24 protein-coding genes (1 of these 24 running past the window's edge) are annotated in these 25,131 nt (G+C 71.2%); 15 read left to right on the top strand and 9 right to left on the bottom strand.

Annotation, left to right across the window (positions count from 1 at the left end):
- A protein-coding gene (locus DGO_RS00585; protein WP_043800400.1) for a molybdopterin oxidoreductase family protein crosses the window boundary here: on the bottom strand, positions 1-1,661 show its 5' portion. 436 nt of this gene lie to the left of the window's left edge; only the first 1,661 of its 2,097 coding nucleotides appear in the window; its start codon is at positions 1,659-1,661; the stop codon falls past the left edge of the window.
- Between the two features lie 47 nt (positions 1,662-1,708).
- A complete protein-coding gene (locus DGO_RS23110; RefSeq protein WP_145975213.1) occupies positions 1,709-3,004 on the bottom strand; it encodes a sugar transferase in 1,296 nt (431 codons plus the stop codon).
- A gap of 264 nt (positions 3,005-3,268) precedes the next feature.
- Between DGO_RS23110 and DGO_RS00595 the strand changes: the two genes are divergently transcribed.
- From DGO_RS00595 to odhB, 5 genes are all read left to right on the top strand, one after another.
- Complete coding sequence (locus tag DGO_RS00595; protein WP_014683524.1) at positions 3,269-4,777, top strand: hypothetical protein; 1,509 nt, start codon at positions 3,269-3,271, stop codon at positions 4,775-4,777.
- A 12-nt stretch (positions 4,778-4,789) separates the two neighbouring features.
- On the top strand, positions 4,790-5,512 hold the full coding sequence (locus DGO_RS00600) for a hypothetical protein (protein ID WP_043800403.1): 723 nt from the start codon (positions 4,790-4,792) through the stop codon (positions 5,510-5,512).
- Positions 5,509-6,129, top strand: coding sequence for a hypothetical protein (locus DGO_RS00605; protein ID WP_043800406.1), 621 nt, complete (start codon positions 5,509-5,511; stop codon positions 6,127-6,129). The genes DGO_RS00600 and DGO_RS00605 overlap by 4 nt, the downstream gene beginning before the upstream one ends.
- Positions 6,130-6,291: 162 nt before the next feature.
- A complete protein-coding gene (locus tag DGO_RS00610) occupies positions 6,292-9,135 on the top strand; it encodes a 2-oxoglutarate dehydrogenase E1 component (protein ID WP_014683527.1) in 2,844 nt (947 codons plus the stop codon).
- A 126-nt stretch (positions 9,136-9,261) separates the two neighbouring features.
- Positions 9,262-10,539 carry a 2-oxoglutarate dehydrogenase complex dihydrolipoyllysine-residue succinyltransferase gene (gene odhB / locus DGO_RS00615; RefSeq protein ID WP_014683528.1) on the top strand — a complete coding sequence of 426 codons (1,278 nt, stop codon included), beginning with the start codon at positions 9,262-9,264 and terminating at the stop codon, positions 10,537-10,539.
- Between the two features lie 79 nt (positions 10,540-10,618).
- On the opposite strand, the gene DGO_RS00620 is transcribed toward odhB, so the two are convergent.
- The 5 genes from DGO_RS00620 to DGO_RS00640 all read right to left on the bottom strand — a co-directional run bounded on the left by DGO_RS00620 (position 10,619) and on the right by DGO_RS00640 (position 16,111).
- Positions 10,619-12,031 carry a xylulokinase gene (locus DGO_RS00620; RefSeq protein WP_043800411.1) on the bottom strand — a complete coding sequence of 471 codons (1,413 nt, stop codon included), beginning with the start codon at positions 12,029-12,031 and terminating at the stop codon, positions 10,619-10,621.
- A gap of 49 nt (positions 12,032-12,080) precedes the next feature.
- Complete coding sequence (locus DGO_RS00625; protein WP_014683530.1) at positions 12,081-12,908, bottom strand: ATP-binding cassette domain-containing protein; 828 nt, start codon at positions 12,906-12,908, stop codon at positions 12,081-12,083.
- Entirely contained in the window at positions 12,905-13,888 is a 984-nt protein-coding gene (locus DGO_RS00630; RefSeq protein WP_014683531.1) for an ABC transporter permease, read from the bottom strand. The genes DGO_RS00625 and DGO_RS00630 overlap by 4 nt, the downstream gene beginning before the upstream one ends.
- Before the next feature lie 73 nt (positions 13,889-13,961).
- Positions 13,962-14,978, bottom strand: coding sequence for a sugar ABC transporter substrate-binding protein (locus tag DGO_RS00635; RefSeq protein WP_014683532.1), 1,017 nt, complete (start codon positions 14,976-14,978; stop codon positions 13,962-13,964).
- Positions 14,979-15,025: 47 nt separating this feature from the next.
- Complete coding sequence (locus tag DGO_RS00640; RefSeq protein WP_014683533.1) at positions 15,026-16,111, bottom strand: LacI family DNA-binding transcriptional regulator; 1,086 nt, start codon at positions 16,109-16,111, stop codon at positions 15,026-15,028.
- Positions 16,112-16,307: 196 nt separating this feature from the next.
- Here DGO_RS00640 and DGO_RS00645 point away from each other — a divergent pair, with 196 nt between their 5' ends.
- The 7 genes from DGO_RS00645 (at position 16,308) to DGO_RS00675 (ending at position 20,550) form a co-directional block, all read left to right on the top strand.
- Positions 16,308-16,865 carry a GyrI-like domain-containing protein gene (locus DGO_RS00645; RefSeq protein ID WP_014683534.1) on the top strand — a complete coding sequence of 186 codons (558 nt, stop codon included), beginning with the start codon at positions 16,308-16,310 and terminating at the stop codon, positions 16,863-16,865.
- Between the two features lie 168 nt (positions 16,866-17,033).
- Complete coding sequence (gene rpsF, locus DGO_RS00650) at positions 17,034-17,342, top strand: 30S ribosomal protein S6 (protein WP_014683535.1); 309 nt, start codon at positions 17,034-17,036, stop codon at positions 17,340-17,342.
- 114 nt (positions 17,343-17,456) lie between these two features.
- Complete coding sequence (gene ssb, locus DGO_RS00655; RefSeq protein WP_014683536.1) at positions 17,457-18,359, top strand: single-stranded DNA-binding protein; 903 nt, start codon at positions 17,457-17,459, stop codon at positions 18,357-18,359.
- Between the two features lie 82 nt (positions 18,360-18,441).
- On the top strand, positions 18,442-18,717 hold the full coding sequence (gene rpsR / locus DGO_RS00660; RefSeq protein ID WP_014683537.1) for a 30S ribosomal protein S18: 276 nt from the start codon (positions 18,442-18,444) through the stop codon (positions 18,715-18,717).
- A gap of 11 nt (positions 18,718-18,728) precedes the next feature.
- The gene (rplI, locus tag DGO_RS00665) at positions 18,729-19,169 is read left to right on the top strand and encodes a 50S ribosomal protein L9 (protein ID WP_014683538.1); all 441 of its coding nucleotides are present in this window, start codon (positions 18,729-18,731) and stop codon (positions 19,167-19,169) included.
- Between the two features lie 100 nt (positions 19,170-19,269).
- On the top strand, positions 19,270-19,797 hold the full coding sequence (locus DGO_RS00670) for a DUF4384 domain-containing protein (protein WP_043800416.1): 528 nt from the start codon (positions 19,270-19,272) through the stop codon (positions 19,795-19,797).
- 78 nt (positions 19,798-19,875) lie between these two features.
- Positions 19,876-20,550: a DUF2270 domain-containing protein gene (locus tag DGO_RS00675; RefSeq protein WP_043800417.1), complete on the top strand. Its 675-nt coding sequence runs from the start codon at positions 19,876-19,878 to the stop codon at positions 20,548-20,550.
- On the opposite strand, the gene paaI is transcribed toward DGO_RS00675, so the two are convergent.
- A complete protein-coding gene (gene paaI / locus DGO_RS00680; RefSeq protein WP_014683541.1) occupies positions 20,529-20,918 on the bottom strand; it encodes a hydroxyphenylacetyl-CoA thioesterase PaaI in 390 nt (129 codons plus the stop codon). The two genes, DGO_RS00675 and paaI, sit on opposite strands and share 22 nt — an antisense overlap.
- 140 nt (positions 20,919-21,058) lie before the next feature.
- Between paaI and DGO_RS00685 the strand changes: the two genes are divergently transcribed.
- Positions 21,059-22,918 carry an N-acetylmuramoyl-L-alanine amidase family protein gene (locus tag DGO_RS00685; protein ID WP_043800418.1) on the top strand — a complete coding sequence of 620 codons (1,860 nt, stop codon included), beginning with the start codon at positions 21,059-21,061 and terminating at the stop codon, positions 22,916-22,918.
- A gap of 38 nt (positions 22,919-22,956) precedes the next feature.
- Here DGO_RS00685 and DGO_RS00690 read toward each other — a convergent pair whose 3' ends face one another.
- Complete coding sequence (locus tag DGO_RS00690) at positions 22,957-24,021, bottom strand: bifunctional nicotinamide-nucleotide adenylyltransferase/Nudix hydroxylase (protein WP_043800421.1); 1,065 nt, start codon at positions 24,019-24,021, stop codon at positions 22,957-22,959.
- 96 nt (positions 24,022-24,117) lie between these two features.
- Between DGO_RS00690 and DGO_RS00695 the strand changes: the two genes are divergently transcribed.
- Entirely contained in the window at positions 24,118-24,603 is a 486-nt protein-coding gene (locus DGO_RS00695; protein ID WP_043800424.1) for a YbjN domain-containing protein, read from the top strand.
- A 57-nt stretch (positions 24,604-24,660) separates the two neighbouring features.
- Positions 24,661-25,065: a methylglyoxal synthase gene (mgsA, locus tag DGO_RS00700; RefSeq protein ID WP_043800426.1), complete on the top strand. Its 405-nt coding sequence runs from the start codon at positions 24,661-24,663 to the stop codon at positions 25,063-25,065.
- Positions 25,066-25,131 lie beyond the last annotated feature (66 nt).

Below are 25,131 nucleotides of genomic sequence, written 5' to 3' on the forward strand. Positions count from 1 at the left end.
TCGGCCAGGGGGGGGCGGTACTGCGGCGCCGGCGAGAGCTGCACGCGGCCGCTGGGCGTTTCGGCGCCGTGGGCGTAGGGCAGGAAGCCCTCGGGGACGTTCAGGCGCACGCTGCCCTCGGCCTTCAGCCGCTCGTGGGTGACGCCCTCCAGAAAGGGATGGTTCGTGTCGAGCAGCTCGGCCATCAGCTCGTCCACCGTCCAGTACACCGACGGCTCGGTGACGCCCAGACGGCGGGCAAGCTGCGCGAAGACCCAGGAATTGGGCCTCGCCTCACCGGGGGCCTCCAGCGCCGCCGGGTTGTAGTTCAGCCAGTGGTGGCCGTAGCTCGTGTAGAGGTCGGCGTGTTCCATGAAGGTGGTCGCGGGCAGCACGTAGTCGGCCAGCCGCGCCGTCTCGGTCATGGCCTGTTCGAGGACCACCACGAGCAGGTCGTCGCGTTGCAGCCCCTCGCGTACCCGTGAGGCGTCGGGGGCCACGACCGCCGGGTTGGTGTTGTAGACCATCAGGGCCCCCAGGCCCGCCTCCGGACGCAGGGCGCCGGCCAGCTCGTTCATGTTGACGTGGGGGGTGCCGGGCCGCACCAGATGGGCGCCGCCCAGCCGCGCCCGCTTGAGCTTGAACGCCCCGCTGGTGCTCAGGACGCAGCCGCCGCCCCGGTGCCGCCAGTCGCCGGTCAGGGCCGGAATCAGCGTCACGGCGCGCAGGTTGGTGCCGCCGGACTCGTGGCGGGTCATGCCGTAGCCCACCCGGATATAGGTGGGGCGCGTCGTGCCGATGGCGCGGGCGAAGGCGCGCACCTCGTCGGTCCCCAGGCCCGTCACCTCGGCCACGCGCTCGGGCGGCCAGGCGGCGGCCTCGGCACGCAGGTCGTCCGCGCCCAGGGTCGCCTCGGCGAGATAGGCCTCGTCGGTCCAGCCGTGGGCGAACAGTTCGTGCATCACGCCCAGGGCCAGCGCGGCGTCGGTGCCGGGGCGGATCTTGAGGTGCTCGTCGGCGTAGGCGGCCGTGCGGTTACGGTAGGGATCCACGCAGATGACCCGCGCGCCCGCCTTGCGCGCCGCCGTGATCTGCGGCGTGAGGTGGCTGTGGGTCGAGAGCGAGTTGATGCCCCACAGCACGATGAGGCGGGCGTGCGGCACGTCGAGCGGGTCCACCGCGAGGCGGGTGCCGTAGCCCAGGCTCCAGGCCGCCGTGCCGGCGGTCGCGCAGATCGTCTCGTCGAGTTCGGGGGTGCCCAGCGCGCGCCACAGGGCGTGGGCGTGGGTGCCTTCCATCAGGCCCATCGTGCCGGCGTAGTTGTAGCGTAGGACGCTCCGGGGGCCGCGCGTGTCCAGCAGCGTGCGCAGCCGCGCGGCGATGTCGTCCAGGGCCTCGTCCCAGGTGACGCGCTCAAAGACCGGCTCGGCGTCCGTCTTGGCGTTCACGCGGCGCAGCGGATACAGGGGCCGGTCGGGATGGTTCTGGCGGGCGGGGTAGTGCACGGTCTTGGCGCAGGCGAAGCCCCGGGTGTAGGGATGCGCGGCGTCTCCGGTGAGCTTCACGGCGCGCTCGCGGCCGTCCTCGCCGCGCGCCACGGTGACCTTCAGGCGGCAGGCGTCGGGGCAGTCGAGAGGGCAGGTGAGCAGCACGTCGCGCGTCGCGGAGGCCTGGGCGGTCATGCCCGGCAGTGTACGCGGCGCGGCGCGCTCGCGGTCGGGATTCCCGTTCAGCGCGCCCCGAACCCGCCCAGAATGGTCTGGAGGGTCTTCCAGACGATGAGGAGATCCAGCCGCAGCGACAGGTGCTTGATGTAGTAGAAGTCGTAGCGCAGCTTCTCCATCGTCTGGCCCAGGTTGTCGGTGTAGCCCTGGTTGACCTGTGCCCAGCCGGTGATCCCGGGCCGGACCCAGTGGCGCGAGGCGTAGAGCGGGATGCTCTCCTCGAAGTCGGCGGCGAAGGCCGACTGCTCGGGGCGGGGGCCGATGATGCTCATCTCGCCGCGCAGCACGTTCCAGAACTGCGGCAGCTCGTCGAGCCGGAACTTGCGCAGGAAGGCCCCGGTGGGGGTCACGCGCAGGTCGGCGCGCTGCGCGAAGGCGGGACCGCTGCGCTCGGAGTCGCGGCTCATCGTCCGGAACTTCACGATGCGGAAGGGCCGCCCGCCCTGGCCCACCCGTTCCTGCCAGAACAGCACCGGCCGGCCACTGTTGAGCAGCACCGTCACGGCCACCCCCGCCGCCAGCGGCAGCAGCACCGGCAGGGCCAGCAGGGTCGCGGCCACGTCGAAAACGCGTTTGATCCCGCTGTAGGGCGAACGGAAGTGCGTCCGGTCGAGCCATTCGCTCTGGATGAGGTGGACGGCGACCTTGCCGCTGATCTCCTCGTCGAGCTGGGTCTTGGGCCACAGCGGCACCGCCGTCACCTGGGCGTGGGCGATGAGGCGCTGGCGGTCCTCGGTGAGCCGGTCGCCGGGCCGCAGCAGCAGGGCGTCGAGCTGCGCGGGCGACCATTCCTCCTGGGGATCGACGGGCACGTAGCGCAGGCCCCCGAAAGCCAGCAGGTCGTCCGGCAGCCGGGCCGGCCCGGTTCCGGCTCCCAGCACGCCCACCCGCCAGGGCCGCCAGCGGCGGTGCCAGCGCCGGATCGCCAGGCCCGCACCCCACCAGACGGCGCACAGCGGCAGGGCCAGCAGCGCCGGCCGCGCGCCCTGGCTGCCGATGACGGCGAACAGCAGCAGCGCGACGACCCCCGAGGCCAGCGGCCAGCGCCACAGCGTGCGGTCCTGGGCCAGCAGGCGCCGCCCCGGTCGCCCGGCGTCCAGTCCCAGGCCCAGCAGGCCCGCGAGCAGCCAGAGCTTCAGGGATTCGGCCGCCTGGGAGGGCGCCTCGCCCAGCCCCCGCAGGGCCAGCCAGAAGGCGGTGCTCAGCCCCAGGAACAGTGCGCCCTGGATCAGCGCCAGCGGCACCGGACGCCCTTCGGGGTGGGCCGCCGGAGAGGGGACCGCGCGGCGCATACCGGTCATCGCCGTCCCTGAGGCCGGAGCCGGAGCCGGGGCTGGACCCGGAAGCGGCGGGGCGGGACAGGGCGGAAGCGGCACATGTCAGGCCAGCATAGGGTCGCGCGGCGACTGACCCGGCGGATATGAACGGATTCTGGCGATTCGGGGCGAAATCGGCCTGCCCTCCACACAAAGGAGGATGTGGCGACCTTCCGCCGCTGAGTACTGTGAGTGCCATACACATCATGTGAACAGGGGGGCCGTCGGAGGGTCTTCCGGAGGAGACCTATGGTTCAGGCGACACTGGAAACGCTGTGGAGTGCCCTCGGACAGGGCGCCGGGCGGCTGTGGCCCCTGCTGGTGCTGGCCCTGGTGCTGGGTCTGGCGGCGCGGCTGTGGCGGGTGCTGAATCCGGCGGCGGCGCGGCGCTGGGGGCGTCGGCTGGTGCCCGCGCTGTCGCGGCCGCTGGCCTGGGCGGGGGTGCTGGCGCTGCTGGGCGCGGCCCTCTGGGTGTACGGCCCGCTGGGCCGGGTGGTGCAGGGCCGTCTGGCCGCCGCCGAGAATGCCGTGCAGGGGCGCGGAGCCGACGCCGACGCCGCCCCCACCACCCAGCAGGCCCCGCGCGTGACCTACCTCACCGAGCGGACCTACACGCGCTCGCTGACGCTGCCCCCCGACCTGTTGCGGCGGCTGGACGCGGGTGGCCTGAACGGAGGCCTGGACGTGCTCGCGCCGTACCTGGGCGACCCCGGCGGAAACGTGACCCGGCTGGCCGAGCGGGTGCGCCGGACGGCGGCAGGCGCGGTCCTGACCCGTGAAGTCACCCAGCGCGCCGAGGAACCCATCCGGCTGGATGGATCACGTCTGCGGGCTTCCCTGAACTTCGTGTCGCCGCTGTGGGGGGCCCGCCGACCCTACTATCAGGCGAATTTCGCCGCGCAGTACGCCTTCGCCAATCCGCTGGACCGGCCGGTGACGGCCCGCTTCAGCTTTCCGTTGCCGCAGGGCAGCGGCACCCTGTCGGATTTCGCCGTGAGCGTGGACGGCCGGGAACTGCCCGCTTCGGACGCCCTGCGCGGCTTCTGGGAGGGCCGCCTGGCCGCCGGGCAGCGCGTGCGGGTAGAGGTCCACTACCGCCACCAGGGCGCGCGCGGCTGGAGCTACGTGCTGGGCAGCCGCCGCGAGAGCCTGCGCGACTTCTCGCTCACGGTGCAGACCAACGGTGCGCCCCGGTTCCTGCGCTACAGCCTGCCCCCCACCCGCACGGCCCGCACCCTGGGGGGCACGACCCTGGCCTGGGAGCTGAAGAACGTGATCACCGCGCAGGACGTGGCCCTGACCTTCCCGGTGGGCAGCGGGCGCGAGACGGCCGCCAAACTCTATGCCTTCGCGCCCGCCGCGCTGTTGCTGGCGGCCGTGTTCGCCCTGCTGTGGGGCCGGATGCGGGGTCTGCGGCTGATGCCGGCGGCGGCGGCCCTGGCCCTGCTGGGCCTGACGCTGGGCGCGGTGCTGGGCGGCGCACTCCTGAGCTACCTGCCCGCCCTGCTGGCCGCGCCGCTGGGCGCCGCCGTCGGGGCCGGACTGGCCCTGCGCGCCTTAGGGGGCGGCTGGTGGCCCCCCACGCTGCTGGCCGCCGCCCTGCCGCTGGTGTTCCTGGTGCCGGGGCATGCCGGGCTGCTGCTGGCCGGGGTGGGGGTGGCGGCGTTTGCGGCGCTGCTGTGGGGCGGCCAGGCGCCGGGGCAGCCCCACAGGCGGGTTGCCGCATTTGCGGTCCCGGAGGTCTCTTCCTCCGCTTAACCTGAGAGCGACATGAAGACACGAGCCGTTTCTTGGCCCCTGCTGGGGGCCTGCGTGGCCCTGACCGGGCTGCTCACCGCCTGCCCCGGCCCGCCACCGCCCGCCGACGAGAGCGTGGCCCTGCGCTTCTCGCTGCCCGAGGGAGTCGACCGCAGCAACCTGTGGATCGCGGCCCTGTACTACCCGCTGGAGGCGAACGGCACGGTGGGCCAGCCGGTCCTGATCACGAGCACGCCGGCCGGCTCCGGCACCTCGGGGGGGGACGTGCCGCTGTATCTGTCGGGCTACGCCCTGCGGCAGGCCCGCAACAGCGCCAAATGCACGACGCCCTTCCTGACCGGCGAGGCCTCGGGCAAGCAGAGCGTGAGCGTCACCCCCAACACCGTGCTGACCTGCAACGTCGGGTTCCTGGCCTACACGGCGAGCGGGTACGGGACCATGCCTACCCTGGACAACCTCAAGTACACCTCCAACGACCTCTACGGGTTCGCCAGCGAGGCCTTCAAATACAGCTTCGTGAACGTGAACGGCGACGGTACGCGCAGCACCGAAACCGGTACCCGTACGGCCGGCTGGTCGCTGGTGCGCCGCGAAGTGCTGAACCCCAGCGCGACCCCGCAGGAGTACCTCGTGACCATGAACAGTGTCGCCAAGGAAAATCAGGCCGTCGCCCTCAAGCTGCGCGAGCCGCGTGACCCCTTCCGGAGCCAGGGCCTCGCCGGGGGCCGCCAGTGAAGCGCCTGTTGACGGCCGCCGCCCTGCTGGCCCTGGGCCTGAGCGCCTGCGGGCAGGGCACGTCGGGCGAGAGCCTGCCCGGCCTGCCGCCGCTGCCGACCGGGGTCGAGGTCCGGTTTCCCGCCGCGCCCGCCAACACCTACCTGAGCCTGACGACCGACACGGGCGAGAGCATCTACCAGATGCCCGTATCGGCGGGCCAGACGAGCGCCGCGCCCAACCCCGTGCAGTGGCGCGCCGCGTCCGAGCGGGCCGTGGCCGCCGAGACCCTGGTGCCCCAGGGCGTGACGGCGAGCCTGAGCCCCAATGGCGTCAAGGCCCTGCTGCTGCACTGGGTCATGTGGCAGGACAAGAACAGCGACGGCAAACAGGACAGCGGCGAGGCCCTGGACCTGATGACCCACGACCGTGTGGCCTACGCCAGCGCCGCCCTACGCGTGAGCTTTCAGACCGCCTCGCCCGACATGGCGCAGGTGTGGTCGCTGCGCGAGGGCTGGAGCCGCGCCGAGCACGAGGTCTATCTGCCGCTGGGCAGCACGACCTACCGTCGCAGCCTGCGCAGCGCCGACGTGCAGCAGTACACGCTGCATGTGACGACCCCCCTCACCAGCCAGTAACCCGCCCCGCCGGGATGCCCGGCCGCCGCGCCCCCGGAAGCACCTGCGGGGGCGCGTTTCGTCTGTTGCGTGCATAGCGTTCATGGTGCGGGGCGTCACCCCCTGCGTACCCCCGGCCCATCCCACCCTCCGACAGGGCCGCGCGGCGTATGCTGAGGCGTTATGACGCAGTCGCAGACGATGATGTGGGGCGGGAACGCGGCCTTCATCGAGGGCCTCTACGAGAGCTACCTCGCCGATCCGGCCAGTGTGGACGCCGAGTGGCGCGCGTATTTCGACGGTCTGCGCGGCGGCGCGGCCGACCGGGGACACGCGGCCGTGCAGCAGAAGTTCTATGAGCTGGGCACCCAGCGCCGGGGCGGGGCCGTGCTGCCCGTGCCCCAGGGGGTCAGTGGCGCCCAGCAGGCGGCGGGCGCGCTGATCACCGCCTACCGCGTGTACGGGCACATCAGCGCCCACACCAACCCGCTGAAGATGCGCGGGCTGCCGGTGGTCCCCGAGCTGACGCCCGAGTACTACGGGCTCTCGCAGGCCGACCTGGGCGAGACCGTGCAGGACAGCAGCTACAGCGGGCCGCTGCGCGACGTGATCGGGCAGCTCCAGCAGACCTACTGCGGCTCCATCGGCTTCGAGTTCAGCTACCTGCCCGCCAGCGAGCGCGCGTGGTTCCAGGCCCAGATCGAGCCGGGGCGCGGGCGCGGCCAGTACGGCGACGCCGAGCGCCGGCGCTTCATGAGCAAGCTCAACGCCGCCGAGGGCCTGGAGCTGTACCTCAAGAACAAGTACCCCGGGGTCAAGCGCTTCGGGCTGGAGGGCGGCGAGAGCTTCATTCCGCTGCTCGACCGCCTGATCCAGCAGGCCGGGCGCGTGGGCGTCAAGGAAGTCGTCATCGGGATGGCTCACCGTGGCCGCCTGAACACGCTGGTCAACATCTTCGGCAAGCCCAGCAGCGTGCTGTTCGACGAGTTCGACGGCAAGAAGAAGCTGAGCGACAACCCCGACGTGGCCGGCGACGTGAAGTACCACATGGGCTACTCCAGCGACGTGCGCACGCCCGGCGGGCCGATGCACCTCGCGCTGGCCTTCAACCCCAGCCATCTGGAGATCGTCTCGCCGGTCGTCCACGGCAGCGTGCGCGCCCGCCAGGACCGCCGGGGCGACACCGAGCGCAAGCAGGTGCTGCCCATCACCGTGCACGGCGACGCGGCCGTGTCGGGTCAGGGCGTCGTCATGGAGACGCTCAACCTCTCGCGCCTGCGCGGCTTCGCCACCGGCGGCGCGGTGCGCATCGTGATCAACAACCAGGTCGGCTTCACCATCTCCGACCCGCGCGACACCCGCTCCAGCCGCTACTGTACCGACGTCGCCAAGATCGCCAACGCGCCCGTGCTGCACGTCAACGGCGACGACCCCGAGGCCGTGGCGTTCTGCGGCGACCTCGCGCTGGCCTACCGCCAGGAGTTCGGCAAGGACGTGTTCGTCGATCTGATCTGCTTCCGGCGCAACGGCCACAACGAGGGCGACGAGCCGCGCATGACGCAGCCGATCATGTACCGCGAGATCGACTCGCACCCCGGCACGCGCGCGCTGTACGCCGCGCAGCTGGAGCAGGCGGGCGTGCTGAAGGCCGGCGAGGGGGCCGAACTCGTGACCCGCTTCCGTGACCAGCTCGACCGGGGCGAGACGGTCGTCGAGGAGGTCGAGAACCTCGAACAGAGCAAGCTCGCCGCCGACTGGTCGGGCTACACCGCCAACTGGCAGGACGGCGTGGAGACGGCCGTGCCGCTGGAAAAGCTCAACGAATTGGGCCAGAAGCTCGCCAGCGTCCCTGAGGGCTTCAAGGTGCACCGCACCATTGAGCGCACCGTCATGACCCCGCGCGCCGCCATGAGCCGGGGCGAGCAGCCCCTGGACTGGGGCATGGGCGAGATGCTGGCCTACGCCTCGCTGCTCGACGAGGGTTACGGCGTGCGGCTGGTCGGCCAGGACTCGGGGCGCGGCACCTTCGTGCACCGCCACGCCGTGCTGCACGACCAGACCGCGCAGGACCCCATGAACGAGGAGTACATGGCGCTGGCGCACCTGTCGCCGGATCAGGGCCGCGCCGAAGTCGTGGACTCGACCCTTTCGGAAGAGGCGGTCATGGCCTTCGAGTACGGCTACTCGACCTCGGAACCCAAGGCGCTCATCGCCTGGGAAGGCCAGTTCGGGGACTTCGCCAACGGCGCGCAGGCGGTCATCGACCAGTTCATCTCGGCGGGCGAGAGCAAGTGGCAGCGCCTCAGCGGCCTCACGCTGCTGCTGCCGCACGGCTACGAGGGCGCCGGCCCCGAGCACTCCAGCGCCCGCCTGGAGCGCTACCTCCAGCTGTGCGCCCAGAAGAACATGCAGGTCGTGGTGCCCAGCAGCGCCGCGCAGATCTTCCACCTGCTGCGCCGGCAGGTGCTGCGGCCCTACCGCAAGCCCCTCATCGTGATGACGCCCAAGAGCCTGCTGCGCAACAAGCTCGCCATGAGCCCGCTTGCCGAACTGGCCGAGGGCCGTTTCCACGAGGTCATCGGCGACCCCGAAGTGCAGGGCGCGCGCCGCGTGGTCCTGAGCAGCGGCAAGCTGCACTGGGAACTCAGCGAGGCGCGCGGCGCCGATCGGGAAGGCTACGCGGGCACGGCCCTCGTGCGCCTGGAACAGCTCTACCCCTTCCCGGCCGAGGCCCTGAGCGCCGAGCTCGCCAAGCACCCCGGCGCGCAGGTCGTCTGGGCGCAGGAAGAACCCGAGAACCAGGGCGCGTGGCTGATGATCTGGGAAGACCTGGAGAAGGTCCTCGCCGACGGCCAGACCCTCACGCACGCCAGCCGCGCCCGCAGCGCGAGCACGGCGGCCGGGTACGCCAGCGTGCACGCCCGCGAGCAGGCGGCCGTCATCGCCGCCGCCCTGGGCGAGAAGGTCGGCAAGGGCGACTTCGAGGCCCAGGTCGAACTGAAGCCCGAGGCGAGCGCGCAGGCCTGAAACCGCGTGTCCGGGAGAGGCGGCCTGCGCGGGCCGCCTCTCCCGCTTTTTGGTGCGTTGCGTACATGGCGGGGCGGAACGTTCCTGCGCCAGTCACAGCCCGCATAAGGGTAGACTCTGAGGGATATGGCGGACATCAAGGTTCCTGTTTTTTCCGAGTCGGTCAGTGAGGGCACCCTCCTGACCTGGCACAAGAAGCCCGGTGAAGCCGTGACGCGCGGCGAAGTGCTGGCCGAAATCGAGACCGACAAGGTCGTGCTGGAAGTCACGGCCCAGCAAGACGGCGTCCTGACGGGCATCGCCAAGCAGGAAGGCGACACGGTGCTCAGCGAGGAAGTGCTGGGCACGGTGGGCGAGGCGGGCAGCGCCCCGGCTCCGGCCCCTGCCGCCGCCGTCAGCGCCGACCCGGCCGCCGGCCCCGTCTCGGGCGAGGCCCCGGCGCAGGCTGCCGGCAACGAGGCGACGCGCCGCGACGACCTCTCGCCCGCCGTGCGCAAGATCGTGGCCGAGCAGAACCTCGACCCCGCCCAGATTCCGGCGACCGGCCCCAAGGGCAACATCACCAAGGCCGACGCCGTGGTGGCGGCCCAGGGTGGCCTGACCTACCAGGGCCCGCAGGACGCCGCCAAGCCGGCCGGGATGCAGCCCGCCCCCGCCGCCCAGGCCCCGCAGGCCGCCGCGCCCGCGCCGCTGCCCCAGGGCCCCCGCCCCGAGGAGCGTGTGCCCATGACGCGCATCCGCCAGCGCATCGCCGAGCGCCTCAAGGACGTGCAGAACACCGCCGCCCTGCTGACCACCTTCAACGAGGTGAACATGCAGCCCGCGATGGACCTGCGCAAGAAGTACCAGGACCAGTTCGTGGCCAAGCACGGCGTCAAGCTCGGGTTCATGAGCCTGTTCGTGCGCGCGGCGACCGAGGCCCTCAAGGCCTTCCCGGTGGTCAACGCGAGCGTGGACGGCAAGGACGTCATCTACCACGGCTACTACGACATCGGCATCGCGGTCGCCAGTGACCGAGGCCTGGTCGTGCCGATCCTGCGCGACACCGAGCAGCTCAGCCTCGCGGCCATCGAGAAGGGCATCGCCGGCTACGCCCAGAAGGCCAAGAGCGGCAAGCTCACCCTCGACGACATGTCGGGCGGCACGTTCAGCATCACCAACGGCGGCACCTTCGGCTCGATGATGAGCACCCCCATCATCAACGCGCCGCAGAGCGCCATCCTGGGTATGCACAACATCATCGAGCGCCCCATCGCCCAGAAGGGTCAGGTCGTGATCGCCCCGATGATGTACATCGCCCTGAGCTACGACCACCGCATCATCGACGGCAAGGAAGCGGTGCAGTTCCTCGTGATGATCAAGAACCTGCTCGAAGACCCGGCGCGCATGCTGCTGGAGCTGTAAAGCGCACGGAAGGAGGCGGCCGGGATGTCCCGGCCGCCTCTTGTGCTGGAAGGCGCCCAGGTGTCGCCTGAGCCTGGGTCTATCCCTGGACGTCCTCGCCGCCCCGCGCCGCCCCGTACGCCGCCCGGAACTCGGCGTGCCGCGTTGCCGGGATGCGCCCCGATCGCGGCTGCACTACGCCCGTGATATCCGGGCGCTCCGGCTCCCACGGCTCGCCCACGGCCTGCCACGCCAGGGCCGCCGCGCCGAGCAGGGACGCGCCGCTCGCCTCGCTGATGTGCAGGGGGCGCCCCAGGGCGTCGGCCAGCAGTTGCCGCCACCAGGGGTCCACGCTGCCGCCGCCCGCCAGCCGCAGCGGCAGGTCGCCCGGCAGCTCCAGCGCGGCCGCCGCCTGCGCGACCGAGAGGGCGACCCCCTCGAAGGCCGCGTGGGCGAGGTGGCGGTGGTCGTGCGAGGCGTCCAGGCGCAGCCAGCCCGCGCGGGCATGTGGGTTGAGGTGGGGGGTGCGGTCGCCGCTCAGGTAGGGCAGGAACAGGGGAGAGGGGGTGTGCCCGACCTCCTGCGCCCCCGCGTACATCTCGGGCCAGGAGAGCCGCAGCGTGCGCCGCACCCACTCCAGCACGTTGCCCGCGTTCTGCACGGCGGCCAGGGTGTAGAAGCCCGACTGCGCGTCCCGGAACACGTTCAGCGCGGGCCGCGCCGGGGGCAGCGTCGCCGAGGCCACGAGGACCTGCGCCCCGGTTCCCACCGTGAGCTGCGCCTCGCCGGGCCGTAGCCCCGAGCCGAGCAGCGCGGCGGCGGTGTCGGCGGCCCCCACCGCGACCTCCAGCCCGGCCGGCAGCCCCAGATCGGCGGCGGGGCCGGGGCGCAGCCGCCCGCCCGCACGGCCCGAGGGCCGCAGCGGGGGCAGCAGTGAGGGGCGCAGGCCCAGCGTTTCGGCCAGTTCGCCGTTCCAGTCGCCGGCCGCGAAGTCGTAGAGCAGCGTGCCCGAGGCGTCCGAGGGGTCGCCCGCCGCCTCGCCAGTCAGGTGCAGGCGCAGCCAGTCCTTGGGTTGCAGCGCGCGGCGCGCGGCCGCGTAGCGCTCCGGCTCGTGGTTACGCAGCCACAGCAGCGTCGGCCCGGCAAAGCCCGCGACCGGGGGATTGCGTCGCCGCTCGGGGTCCACGGCGCGGAAGGGGTCCAGGTGGGCGGCCGAGCGGGTGTCCGACCACAGCACCGCGCGCCCCAGGGCCTGCTCCTCCGTGTCTACCAGAACCACGCCATGCATCTGCCCGCTCAGGCCGATCGCCCGCACGCGCGCCGGGTCCACCCCGGCCAGCACCTCGCGGCTCGCGGCCACCACGCCCGTCCACCAGTCGCGCGGGTCGCTCTCGGACCAGCCGGGCCGGGGGGCCAGCACCGGGTAGGACCGGGACGCCTGCGCCGCGAGGCCGCCGTCCGGGCCGACCAGCCCGGCCTTGACGCTGCCGGTGCCCAGGTCGAGCGCCAGCACGAGGGGAGCGGCCGGACCCCCCGCGCCGGCCGCCCCCCCGAATCCCCGCCTAGTGCGCGAGGACATCCGCGCTGAGTTCTTCGGGCTTGATGGCCCCGGTCATCACCGACACCGTGTCGGCCATGCTGATGCGCCGGGGGTCGAGTAGCGCGGCCCGGCGGCCCATGCGGTGCACGTGCACGCGGTCGGCGATCTCGAAGACGTGCGGCATGTTGTGCGAGATCAGGATGACCGGCAGCCCCTTGTCGCGCACCTTGCGGATGAGGTCGAGGACCATGTTGCTCTCGCGCACGCCCAGCGCCGCCGTCGGCTCGTCCATGATGACCACGTGCCGCGCGAAGGCCGCGCTGCGCGCCACCGCGACCCCCTGGCGCTGCCCGCCCGAGAGCGTCTCGACCGGCTGGCTCATGCTCTTGATGGCGAATTGCAGGTCCTGCATGTAGCGCACGGCCTCTTCGAGCATCCGTTTCTTGTCCAGGATGCGGAAGGTGCGCGCCAGCGGCCCCGGCTTGAGGATCTCGCGGCCCAGGAACAGGTTCTCGGCAATGGTCATGGCCGGGGCGACGGCGAGGTCCTGATAGACCGTCTCGATGCCGTGCCGGCGCGCCTCGATGGGGCTGCGGATCGAGATGGGCTGCCCGTCGAGGAAGATCTGGCCCTCGTCGGGCACGACCGCGCCCGAGAGCGCCTTGATGAGGCTGCTCTTGCCCGCGCCGTTGTCGCCGATCACGGCCATGATCTCGCCGGGCCGCAGCTCGAAGTCGGCGCCGTTGATGGCCGTCACGTGCCCGTAGCGCTTGACCAGACCGCGCGCCTCCATGACCAGGGGGCGGGCCGGGCCGGTCGGCGCGGGCGTCAGGTGGGGGGCTGCGGTCATGCCTTCCTCCGCGAGAGCTGGTCGGTGGCGACCGCGAGAATGATCAGGATGCCGGTCACGAGCACCTGATAGACGCTGTTCACGCCCGCCAGGGTCAGGCCCACGCGGAACACGCCCACGATCATCGCGCCCAGCAGGGTGCCCAGCACGTTGCCGCGCCCGCCGAAGAGGCTGGTGCCGCCCAGCACGGCCGCCGTGATGCTCTCCAGGTTCTCCGTCTGGCCCGCGTTGGGGTCGCCCGCGCCCACGCGCCCCACCAGGATCAGGGCCGCGACGCCGTACAGCAGCCCCGCGGTGGCATACACGCCGATGAGCACGCGGGTCGTCAGGATGCCGGTCAGGCGCGCGGCCTCGGGGTTGTTGCCCAGGGCATAGACGTGGCGGCCCGGCGCGGTCTGGGTCAGGAAGAACCACGCCACCCCGAACAGCAGCAGCATCAGCACCGAGCCGTAGGAAAAGGTCGCGCTGCCGAGGGCGAAGCCCGACCCGAGGAAGTTCAGCGCCGGGGGCAGGTTGGAGACCGTCTGCGCGTTCGAGTAGATCTGCGTGGCCGCGAACACGATGCCGTACATGCCCAGCGTGGCGATGAAGGGCGGCAGCCGCAGCCGCGAGATGAGCAGCCCGTTGACCGCCCCCAGCGCGGTCGTGATCGCCAGGCCGGCCAGGACGGCGAGGACGGGCGGCAGGCCCTGCTCGGCGGCCAGCTTGGTGATGACCATGCCGCCGAGCGCCATGATGACGCCGCAGCTCAAGTCGATGCCGGCGGTCAGGATCACCAGGGTCTGGCCGATGGCGAGCACGCCGACGTAGGAAATCTGCTTGAGGACCAGCGCGAGCGTCTGGCTGGTCAGGAAACGGTCGGACTGCGTGGCGAAGAAGATGCAGGCCAGCAGCAGCGCGATCAGTGGCCCCAGCGTGGTCAGGCTGGGCAACTGGGGGCCGCGCCGCGCGGGAGGCGTGGCCGTGGGCGTCTGGGTCATAGGTGGTCCTCCGGAGAAGCAGAAGGCCGACGGCGACATGTCTGCCGTCGGCCACGCGGCTCAGTTCAGGGCTTTACTTGCCCCAGCAGTTGGCCAGGCCGTACTTGCCGTTCTGGCTCTTCACGCCGCTCTCGGGCTTGTTGGTGATGAGGTTCACGCCCGTGTCGGTGTAGCCGCTGACCTTCTTGCCGGTCTTGGCGTAGTTCACGCCCGCCGCCACGCCCATGGCGGCCATCTTCAGCGGGTACTGCTGGCTGGTCGCGCCGATCACGCCCGCCTCGACGTTGCGCACGCCCGCGCAGCCGCCGTCCACCGACACGATCAGCACGCTCTTTTCCTTGCCGGCGGCCTTCAGCGCCTGGTAGGCCCCGGCGGCGGCCGGTTCGTTGATGGTGTAGACGAGGTTGATGTCGGGGTTCTTCTGGAGGCAGTTTTCCATGGCGGTCTGGCCCTTGGCCTGGTCCCCGAAGGAGTCCTGCGCGCAGGCCACGCCCGCGTTCACCTGCCCGGCGGTGCCGGCCGACACGCCGCTCATGCCGTAGCCCGCCAGGAAGCCGTTGTGGCGCGCGATGCCCACCGGCTGCCCCGGGAACAGGTCGATGGTGGCGATGACGGCCTTCTTGCCGCCCATCGCCTTCTTGGCCCACTGCCCGATCAGCACGCCCGCCTGGTAGTTGTTGGTGGCGAACAGGCCGTCCACGGCGCTCGCGGGTTCGGTCGGGCTGTCGAGCGCAATGACCATGACCCCGGCGGCGCGCGCCTTGGCGATGGCGGGCACGATGGCCTTGGAGTCGCTGGGCGTGATCAGGATCGTCTTGGCCCCGGCCGCCACCATGTTCTCGATGGCCGTGACCTGCCCGGCGTTGTCGCCGTCGGCCTTGCCCGCGCCGGTCAGCAGCTTGGCGCCCAGGCGGGTGGCCTCGGTCTGCGCGCCCTCCTTCATCTTCACGAAGAAGGGGTTGGTGTCGGTCTTGGTGATCAGCCCGATGACCGGCTGGCCCTGGGCCAGCGCCGCGTGCGCGGTCGTGACGGCCAGGGTGGCGACGGTGGCGAGGGCGGCGCTGACGGCGAACACTTTGCTTTTTTGCATGGCGGGACTCCTGAAGGGTGGGGGGGCGGGGGGCCGGGGGCGGTCGCTTACGCGGGGTCAGCCGCTGGTGGCGCGGGGAGGATGGTCGCCGGGGGCGGCGCGGTCGAACGGCGCACGATGAGCTGCGTGGGCAGTTGCAGCCGCGCAGGGGCCGGGGCGGGCGGGCCGGTCGCGGGCAGGGGCAGCGACGCCGAGGGCACGCCTCCCCGGCGCGTGAGCAGCCCGACGAGGTGGTCGCAGGCCAGCACGCCCAGTTCGTAGGCGGGCTGCGACACGACCGTCAGCGGCGGCCACATCGTCTGCGCCCAGCGCGAGTCGTCGAAGCCCACGATGGACAGGTCCTCGGGGATGCGCAGGCCCAGCTCGCGGGCGGCCAGGACCGCGCCCACCGTCATTTCGTTGTTGCCCACGAACAGGGCGGTGGGGCGCTCGGCGGCCGGCAGCGAGAGCAGGTCCAGGGCCGCGCGGTAGCCGTCGTCCTCGCGGTGGTGGCCGGGGCGCACCAGGGCCGGGTCGTAGGGCACGCCCGCCGCGCGCAGCGCCTGACGGAACCCGGTGTGGCGCTCGGTCGCCGTGGTGATGTCCTGCTGGCCCACGACCATGCCGATGCGGGTGTGGCCCAGGCCCGTCAGGTGCCGGGTGGCGGCCATCGCGCCGTCGAGGTTGTCCACCGTGACGGTCGGGTTGGGCTGCCCCGACACGCGGTCGAGTTCCACGACCGGCAGCCCCGGCAACGTCTGAAGGTTGCGCCCCGCCCCGCTGGTCGGGACGATCAGCACGCCCTGTGGCTGCTGGCCGCGCAGCGTTTCGAGCGCCCGGCGCTCTTTTTGCGGGTCCTCGTCGCTGTTGAACAGGAAGGCGCTGTAGCCGTGGCGCTCGGCGGTGTCCTGCACGCCCTTGGCGAGCAGCGCATGAAAGGGGTTCAGGATATCGGCCACGATCAGGCCCAGGGTGCGCGTCTCGCCCTGGCGCAGGCTGCGCGCCAGCACGTTGGGCTGGTAACCCAGTTGCCGCGCGGCCTCCAGCACCCGCTCGCGGGTTTCGGCGGCCACCTGCTGCGGGCGGCTCAGGGCCCGCGAGGCGGTGGCGGTCGAGACCTGCGCGAGTTGGGCGACATCCTGAATACGCGTCATGCAAACGATCTCCCTGAACAGAAGGCGTGACAGACACAGTTTCCGCTCCCGGACGGAGCAAAAGACCTGCAAACGATTACATTGCGGTTGAGTGCAGTGTGCGCTCCGGCCCCCCGGGTGTCAAGGGGGACCGCCGGGGTCGTCTGGACGGCTGGCCCGCCGGCCCACCCGGTCCCGAGCCGTTACCATCAGGCCCATGTCCGACGCCGTTTCCCTGCCTGTCCTCGCCGACGTGACGCACCGCACGGTGCCGCCCCAGCAGCTCGCCACGGTGGCCAGCCGCGTGGACCTGGAGGACGTGACCGCCTTCGTGGCCGAGGCTGCCGGCACGCTCGCCGCCCTGGTGCGCGCGCACGGCGGGCGGGTGGTGGGGCCGTGCATGGTCGTGTACCACGGCCCCGTCGGCGGCGGGAACCGGGGGCCGGTCGAGGTCTGCGTGCCCTACAGCGGCGAGCTTCAGTTCGGAGAGGAAGAAGGCCAGGACCGCCCGCACGACCTGAACCTGTATGTGGCCCCCGCACGCACCGAGGCCTACCTGACCCTGCGTGCCGATCAGGTCAATCCCCAGGTCGCCGCCGAGGCCAGCCGTCTGACGCGCGCCTATGCCCAGGCCAACGGGGACCCGGCCAGCTACCCCCGCGAGTTCTACTACCCGCAGGACGGCCAGCCCGAGCCCGGCCAGATCGCGGCCGAGGTGTCCTGGCCCTTCGACTGGAAAAACCAGCTCCGGCCGGTTTCCGAGCATCAGGCCTGAGCAGGGGGCAGGAGCCCTGTGCCCGGAGCGGTCGCCTGCCTTCCGCTGCCTCTGGCAGCCGGGGCCGCCTTCTGCTAAGATCGTCAATTGCGCTGCCCCGGCGAGGCCTGAGCCTGCCGCCTGCTTTCCGAACGGAAGCGTGGCCCGCGGCGCTAAGCGAGGTGAATCATGAACCAGTACGACCTGAACCTGATCCTGAACCCGAACATCAGCGCCGAGCAGGTGCAAATCGAGAAGGACTACATCGAGGGCGCCGTGCGCAACGCCGGCGGCGAGGTGAGCAACCTCGACGACCTCGGCAACCGCCGCCTGGCCTACCAGGTGGGCAAGGACCGCGAGGGCTACTACCTGATGTACACCATCAAGAGCAGTGGCAACCCTGAAAAGGACATCGCGAGCAACCTGCGCCTGCGCGACAACGTCCGCCGCGTCCTGGTGGTCAAGGACCGCCCGGAGTGGAAGACCAAGAAGGCCTGATTTACGTTATTGACATAAATTAGGTCAGCTTGTTATGATCTGATGGACCCGCAAGGGCTAACGCCAGCTAAGCAGCAACCAAGTACTTTCGCCAGCAAGCAAGGAGTCTCTGTCATGGCCCGAGGCATGAACCACGTCTATCTGATCGGCGCACTCGCCCGCGATCCCGAACTGCGGTACACCCCCAGCGGCACGGCGGTTTTCGAAGCCACGGTCGCCGGAGAAGACCACATCGTCGGTAACGACGGACGCGAGCGCAAGCTTCCCTGGTACCATCGGGTCAGCATTCTCGGCAAACCCGCCGAGTGGCAGGCCGAACGCAACCTGAAAGGCGGCGACGCCGTGATGGTCGAAGGCAGCCTGGAGTACAGCCAGTGGGAAGCGCCTGAAGGCGGCAAACGCAGCATGGTGCGCGTCAAGGCCCTGCGCATGGAGCAGCTGGGGTACGCCCCGGAACTCGTGCAGGACGCTGGAGGCGGCGTACGCATGGGCAGCGGCATGAACGAAGTGGTGATGATCGGGAACGTCACGCGCGACCCCGAACTGCGCTATACCCCCGCCGGCGACGCGGTGCTCGGACTCGGCCTGGCCGTGAACGAGACCTGGAACGACCGCCAGGGGCAGAAGCAGGAAAAGACCCACTGGATCGACATTACGCTGTGGCGGGACCTCGCGGAGCGCATGAAGGACCTGAAGAAGGGCGATCCCGTCCTTGTGCAGGGCCGACTCGTGAATGAGGCCTGGACCGACCGTGACGGCAACAAGCGCAACAGCACCAAAGTAGAGGCGACGCGAGTCGAAAGCCTGTCCCGAGGCGCGGGCACGCCCAATTCCGGGTACGCCGCAGCCACCCCCGCCGGACCTCGCCCGCAGACCGCGAGCAGTGCGGCGCGCCCCCAGAGCGGCGGCTACGGCCAGCCGAGCCGGGCGGCGACCCAGGGGAACCGTTCGGGCGGCCTAGATATTGATCAAGGTCTCGACGACTTCCCCCCCGAGGAAGAAGACCTGCCCTTTTGAGCAGGTTCCGGAGTGCGCCGGGAAACGGCCAGCGCCGTCTGAGCGCACTCCATAGGCGCAATTTGCGCCGAGGACCCCCACCATGACCCAGAACAGCAGCGCCGAGCGCAAGCCGCGCGGCAAGGGACCCAAGCGTCCCCGCAAGCCGAAGGTCGATCCCTTCTCCATCGGAGAACTGGAAATCACCGACTACAAAGACGTCAAGATGCTTCGCCGTTTCGTCTCCGACACCGGCAAGATCCTCCCCCGCCGCCGCACCGGCCTCTCGGCCAAGCACCAGCGCCGCATCGCGCAGACGATCAAGATCGCCCGCCAGCTGGCCCTGCTGCCCTACACCGAGAAACTGGTCCGGAAATAAGGAGAATTGACATGCAAGTAATTCTTCTTGAACCCGGCAAGCTCGGCAAGACTGGCGACGTCGTGAACGTCAAGCCTGGCTACGCCCGCAACTGGCTGATTCCCCAGGGCATCGTTGCCCCGGCGACCAACAGCAACATGAAGACCCTCGAAGCGCAGATCCGCAGCCGCGTCAAGCAGCAGGCGCAGCAGAAGGCCGTCGCCGAAGACCTCGCCAGCCGCCTGAACGGCGTCGCGGTCGAGCTGAGCGTGCGCGCCGGCGAAGGCAAGATCTACGGGGCCGTGACCCACGGTGACGTGGCCGGCGCCCTGGACAAGCTGGGCTTCGACGTGGACCGCCGCAAGATCGACATGCCGAAGACCGTCAAGGAAATCGGCGAGTACGACATCGCGTACCGCGCCCACCCCGAAGTCACCATCCCCATGAAGCTCGTGGTGCACGCGCAGAAGTAAGTCTGGCCGTAGGCCTGTCCCCCCGTCCCCGTGGCGGGGGGTTTTCGTTGGAAACGCATGTGCGGCGGCGCGGCCCAGGACGCCGCGCTAGGGTCGGGTCATGCGCCTGTTGTCCTGTGTCGCCCTGGCCCTCTGCGTGGGTCTGACCGCCTGCGGCACCGATTCGGCTCCTGTGGCCGGAGCGCCCCGCGCCGAGCTGGGCCTGACCCCCAGCCCGCTGCGGGCCGGCGATCCCCTGACCTTTTCGCTGACCCTCTCGGGCACGCCGGCACCCTGGAACGTGGCCCTGTTCGTCGAGAATCCGGACGGGGAGATCCAACAGCTGCTCCCCAACCGCCTGCGCACCAGCCCCGTGACCCTGGCGCCCGGCGCGGCATATCAGTTTCCCGGTGCCGGGGCCGAGATTCAGCTGAGGGCAGGGGAGCCGCTGGGGACCCACACCGCCCTGCTGTTCGCCGCGCCCGCACCGCTGAACCTGGACGGGATCAGTGCCTATGCCGGCGCGCAGGCCGCCTTCGCCACTGTGAGTGTGCAGGGACGGGGCCACCTCGAGACGGAACTGCTGACGCGGCTCCGGACTGCGGGTCCGGGCGTCTCCACGCTGCTGCGCTTCGACATCACGCGCTGAGCGCCGCGCCGCCGTAATGGCCGCCCTGCGCCGCCGCCCGGCGCGCTACGCTGGGGCCATGCAAGGGACACGGGGCTGATGCCGGGGGCCGGCGGGGGACCAGGGGCGGCGCAGGCAGGTGGCCTGACGGAAGTCAGCTACAGCGGCAACCAGGCCAACGCCCTGATTCATCTCTACCGCGCCGAGGTCGGCAAGATGACGGCCTACCGCCAGCGCCTGGACATGACCACCAACTGGTCGGTGGTGACCACGGCGGGCCTGGCGAGTTTCGCGCTGGGGGACGTGAACAACAGCCACGCGACCTTCCTGTTCGCCATGTTCATGAACTACTTTTTCCTGCGGCTGGAGGCCCGGCGCTTCCGGACCTACGAGATCGCGCACCACCGCGTGCGGATCATGGAGCGCTTCTTCTATCCGGCGATGCTGGGCGACCGGGTGGACCCCGGCTGGCACCAGCTGCTGCTGGCCGAACTCGCCAAGCCGCGCAGTCCCATGAGCCGCGCCGACGCCCTGGGCTGGCGACTGAACCGCAACTACCTGTGGATCTATGCGGCGGTGCTGCTCGCGTGGTTCGCCAAGCTCGACCTCGGGCAGCCCAAGGGCTGGATCCTGGAATTTCCCGAGGCGCTGGCCCTGGCCGACATCGGCAATTTCCCCGGCTGGCTGGTGTTTGCCGGGGTGTTCGCCTTCTACTGCCACCTGATCTGGCTGGCCCTGCGCGCCGCGCGCACCTATCCGCTGGAGGAAGGCTGAGCTCCGCGCCGGGAGACGGTGCCCAGGAAGAGCGCCACGAGTTCACCCTCGTCGGCCTCGTCCCTGATCCGGCGCACCTCGACGCGGTAGGTGGCGAGCGTGCGGCCCACGCGCTCGGGGGTGGCGACCGCGACGAGGCGGTCCCCGGGGAAGGCCGCGCGGAAAAAGCTCAGGTGCGTCTCGGCGGCGACCGCCTGGACCTCCAGGTTGCTGATGACCGCGAAGGCCTGGTCCGCGAGGCTGAAGATCAGGCCGCCGTGCGCGCTGCCGTGCATGTTCACGCCGTCCGGGCCGACCGTCAGGGTCACGCGGGTCCGCTGGGGCGAGTGGTCCAGCAGGCGCATGCCCAGGGTCTGGTCGAGGCTCATAGGCTCCGCAGTTGACTGCACCCCGGGCGCGCCGTCAACTGCGCTGCGCCCCCCCACTTCCGCAGGACAGAGTGAGCAGGCTCGCGATCATGAGCCGTCGTACGGATTTCTCACGGCCTGCGGGTCAATATGGAACGCAAATGAAGCCGTCTGCCATCTTGCTCTCATCGGCGTTGCTGCTAGGGTCATGGGCAGCGGCTCAAACGGACCCCTTTCAGCGTGGCGTGCCGGTGCAGGCGGCCCCGTCGCTGCGTCTCGGTCCGGGGGCACCGGCACCCTCGGCGGTGACCGGCCCGGCGCAGGCCGCCCCCGCTCCGGCCCCCCTGACCCTGACCGGAGTGCAGAACGCGACCTTCGGGACTCCGCGCAGCAGCAGCGACGGCAACACGACGCGCGTGGTCTTCGACCTGCCGGCCGGCGTGACCTACACGCTCGCGCCGACCTTCGGCGGGCTGCGGCTGGACGTGGCGGGCGCGCGGGTGCTGCCGGCCGTCACGGCGCGGCTGGGGCCCAGCGTGACCGAGTACCGCGCCGGGGGCGGCCAGGTCACGCTCGTCACCCCCTTTCCGCTGTCGCTGAGCGACGGGTGGCGGGCCAGCGAGGCGACCATCCTGGGCGGCACGCGCGTCCTGATCCTGGAATTCGGTGCGACCCTGGCCGGGGGCGCGGGCCCGACGGTGAAGGGCACGGTCCTGAGCGGCCCGCCCGCGACCTCGGCGGCCGCACAGGCCGCCCTGAACACGCCGCTGGCGCAGGCCCAGGCGGCGGCGCAGGCCACGCGCGCCGACGACGCCAACGACGCCCCCACCACCCACGGCACGGCCCCCGGCCTGCCCCCCGGCGACAGCGTGGTGGTGGCGCCGGTGCTGCCCCCCGCGCCCGCCCTGCCCGGGGCCGACGCCGACAAGCCCAGCGCCCTGGTGGGCCGCGTGCCCGGTGCCCTGCAACCCGGCGCGTCGCTGGGGGCTCCGCGGGTGGGCAAGAACCCGGGCCTGACCCGCATGGTCCTGGACCTGCCGCCGGGGTCGAGCTACCGCATCGTGCCGGGCGGGGTGGGCCTGCGCGTCGAGATCACCGGGGCGAATTCGGGGGCCATCGCCCAGACGGCCCAGAACGTCTCGCCCGAGGTCCGCTCGTGGCGCTACGAACCCACGTCGGCCGGCCTGAACGTGATCTTCGTGACCGGCACCCCCACCACGCCCCGCAGCGGCTGGCGCGCGCAGCTGCTCGCGCCCAGCAGCGGCGACCGCTCGCGCCTCGCCATCGACTTTTCGCCTGCCCTGGCGGACCTGACCCCGCTGAGCGCCCGTGAAAAGGTGATCGCGGCCGTGCCGCCCATGTCGATGACGCGGGGCACGGCCATCCTGGCGCTGAGTGCCAGCTTCGTGCGCCCGCGCGTGATCATCGATCCCGGGCACGGCGGCGTGGACCCGGGCGCGGTGGGCAGCATCGTCGAGAAGCAGGTCACGCTGGACGTGGGCCTGCGGGTGGCGGGGCTGCTGCGCGCCGCCGGGGTGGACGCGGTCATGACCCGCGACAGCGACCGCGAGCTGAGCCGCGACAAGAACACCGACCTGAATATGCGCGCGGCGATGGGCACCCCCGGCACGCAGATGTACGTGAGCATCCACGTCAACGCCATGCCGGCCGCGTCGGTGCTGCGCGGCTACGGCGTCGAGACGTGGTGGAACCCCAACCACCCCCTCTCGGCGGCGCTGGCCCAGACCCTGCAACAGGAAGTGATCGCGGAGACCGGCGCGTTCAACCAGGGCCTGCGCAACAACCGCTCGCTGGCCGTGCTGCGCAACAGCCGCATTCCGGCCGCCCTGATCGAGATCGGCTACACCAGCCACCCGGTCGACGGCCTGAACCTGCGCGACAACAACTACCTCGACCGCGTGGCCCTGGGCATCGCCACCGGCATCCGCACGGCCCTGATGACGGGCGTCTCGGCCAGTGGCGTGCCCCTCGGCGGGGGCGTGGGCGGCGCGGGCAAATAGGGTCCGGGGTCGCCCGGGCCTGCTCTCCGGACCCGGTCTCAGCCCCGCATCAGGAAATGTTCGATGATCGCGTGGTGGTCCTCGAAGAACAGGTCCGGGCCGGCCAGCGCGTCCGAGAGCGGCATCCAGAAAGCCTCGGCGGCGTCGGAGGCGGCGCGCAGGGTCGGCAGCTGCCCGATGCCCAGATCGAAATGGAAGGCGTGCGTGACCGTGCGTCCGCGCAGGCTGCGGTCGGGGTAGTCGAAGACCGCTTGCGCGCGCAGCTGCCCGGCGAGGTGGACGGCCTCGCTCAGCCCGGTCTCCTCGTGGGCCTCGCGCACGCAGCAGGCCAGGAGCGTCTCGTGCGTTTCCAGAAAGCCCCCCGGCATGGCGAGGCGCCCGCGTCCGGGCCGGCCCGCGCGCCGCACCACGAGCACGTGCCCGCTGCGGGTGATCACGGCGTCGGCCGTCACGAAGACCGGCGGATAGGGCGCCGTGGCCCAGGCGGCGCGGTACTCGCGCAGGTAGTCGTACTCGGCGCGCAGTTCGGCGTAGTCGCTTCCCTGCCGGAAGGTCTCCAGAAAGCTATGGACGGTGGGGGGCACCATGCCGCGCACGTCCTCCAGGCGGTCCTCGAAGTAGGCGCGGCGCACGTCGGTGGCGCTCAGCGGGCTGACCACATGGGTCGGGATGAACTCCCAGGCCGGGAAGGACCGCAGGTAGTAGCTGCTCTCGTCCTTGAGGTGCCCGATCAGGGCGACGTCGCTGCTGCCGCGCGTGTACTCGGCCACGCCGCGCTGCACCTCGCTCAGCCACAGGCTCTCGTTGTAGAAATAGTCGCGTACGTGTACGAACAGCACCCGGCTGCGCGCCACGCCCGCCCCGCGCAGCATCGCCGCGATCAGGTCCTGGCGCTCCTCGGCCGTGAAGGGATTCTTGGTGTTGCGCGCTGCCCGCGCCGAGCCGATCACCACGATCAGCTTCTGTACGCTCTGTAGGGCTTCGAGCATCACCAGCAGGTGGGCCTGATGCGGCGGCTCGAAGCGCCCGATATAGACCCCGAAGGTGCGCCGCCGCCGCGCGGGCGGGGGAGAGGCCAGGGCCGGGTCGCGGGGCGTGGTCATTCCTCATCATGTCATTCTACAAAGATGAAAATCATGAGGAAGGTGTCAAGGCGAGAATGTGGCAGGTCGGAGGCGGCCGATACCGTACTGTGAAGTATGAAAAAAATGTGGGCTGGTGCGGTGCTGGCGGCAGGTCTGACGTTCTCGGTGGCCCAGGCGGGCGGGGCGGCTCCGGTGGTGGGCGGCGCGCAGGTGCAGCCGGCGACCACGGAGTCGGTGGCGGCGACGCTGCGCGCGGCGGGCTACCGCGTGACCGTCAATCCCGCGCAGCCCGACGAGGACCCGTCGCTGAGCGTGGTGACGCCCTCGGGGCAGGACGTGGACGTCTGGCTCAGCCAGTGCCGCGCGCAGGTCTGTGACCGGGTGTCGGCCGGCCTGAGCTGGGAGGCCGGCGACGAGCCGGACCTGGAACTGCTCAACGAATGGAACGGCAACTACTACACCCAGGCCTACGTGTACGACGACAGCTACCACCTCGACAGCAGCATGATCCTGCGCGGCGGCTACACCCGCGCGGCCCTCGTCCGCTGGATGGAACTGCTGCTCGAGGACGGCGGCGATTTCGAGGCCGAACTGGGTTGAGGCGCGCGGGTAGACCGGGCGGCGGCGCTCGGGGCGGGGCATGCCACAATCGGGGCCATGACCTCCGCCGCGCCGCGTCAGGTGGCCCTGATCGCCCACGACAAGAAGAAACTGGAACTGGCCCTGTTCGCCCTGGCACACCGCGACGTGCTCGGGCATTTTCCGCTCGTGGCGACCGGCACGACCGGCGGCATCCTGCAAAAGCAGACGGGCCTGACGGTCGAGCGGGTGCTGTCGGGGCCGCTGGGCGGCGACCAGCAGATCGGCGCGCGGCTGGCCGAGGAACGCGTGCTCGCCGTGTTCTTCTTCCGCGACCCGCTGACCGCGCAGCCGCATGAACCCGACGTGTCGGCGCTCGTGCGGCTGTGCGACGTACACGACATTCCCCTGGCGACCAACCCGGCCTCGGCCGAAGCGCTCGTGTTGTGGCTGCGCCGCCAGGTGCCCGGCGCGCAGGACTGACCGCCCTCTGCGGCCGTCCGGTCTGGCCGGCTCCGGAGCCGGCAGCTGTTTTGCGTGCCAGCACGC

It is taken from the genome of Deinococcus gobiensis I-0, from assembly GCF_000252445.1.
GTDB classification, from domain to species: domain Bacteria; phylum Deinococcota; class Deinococci; order Deinococcales; family Deinococcaceae; genus Deinococcus; species Deinococcus gobiensis.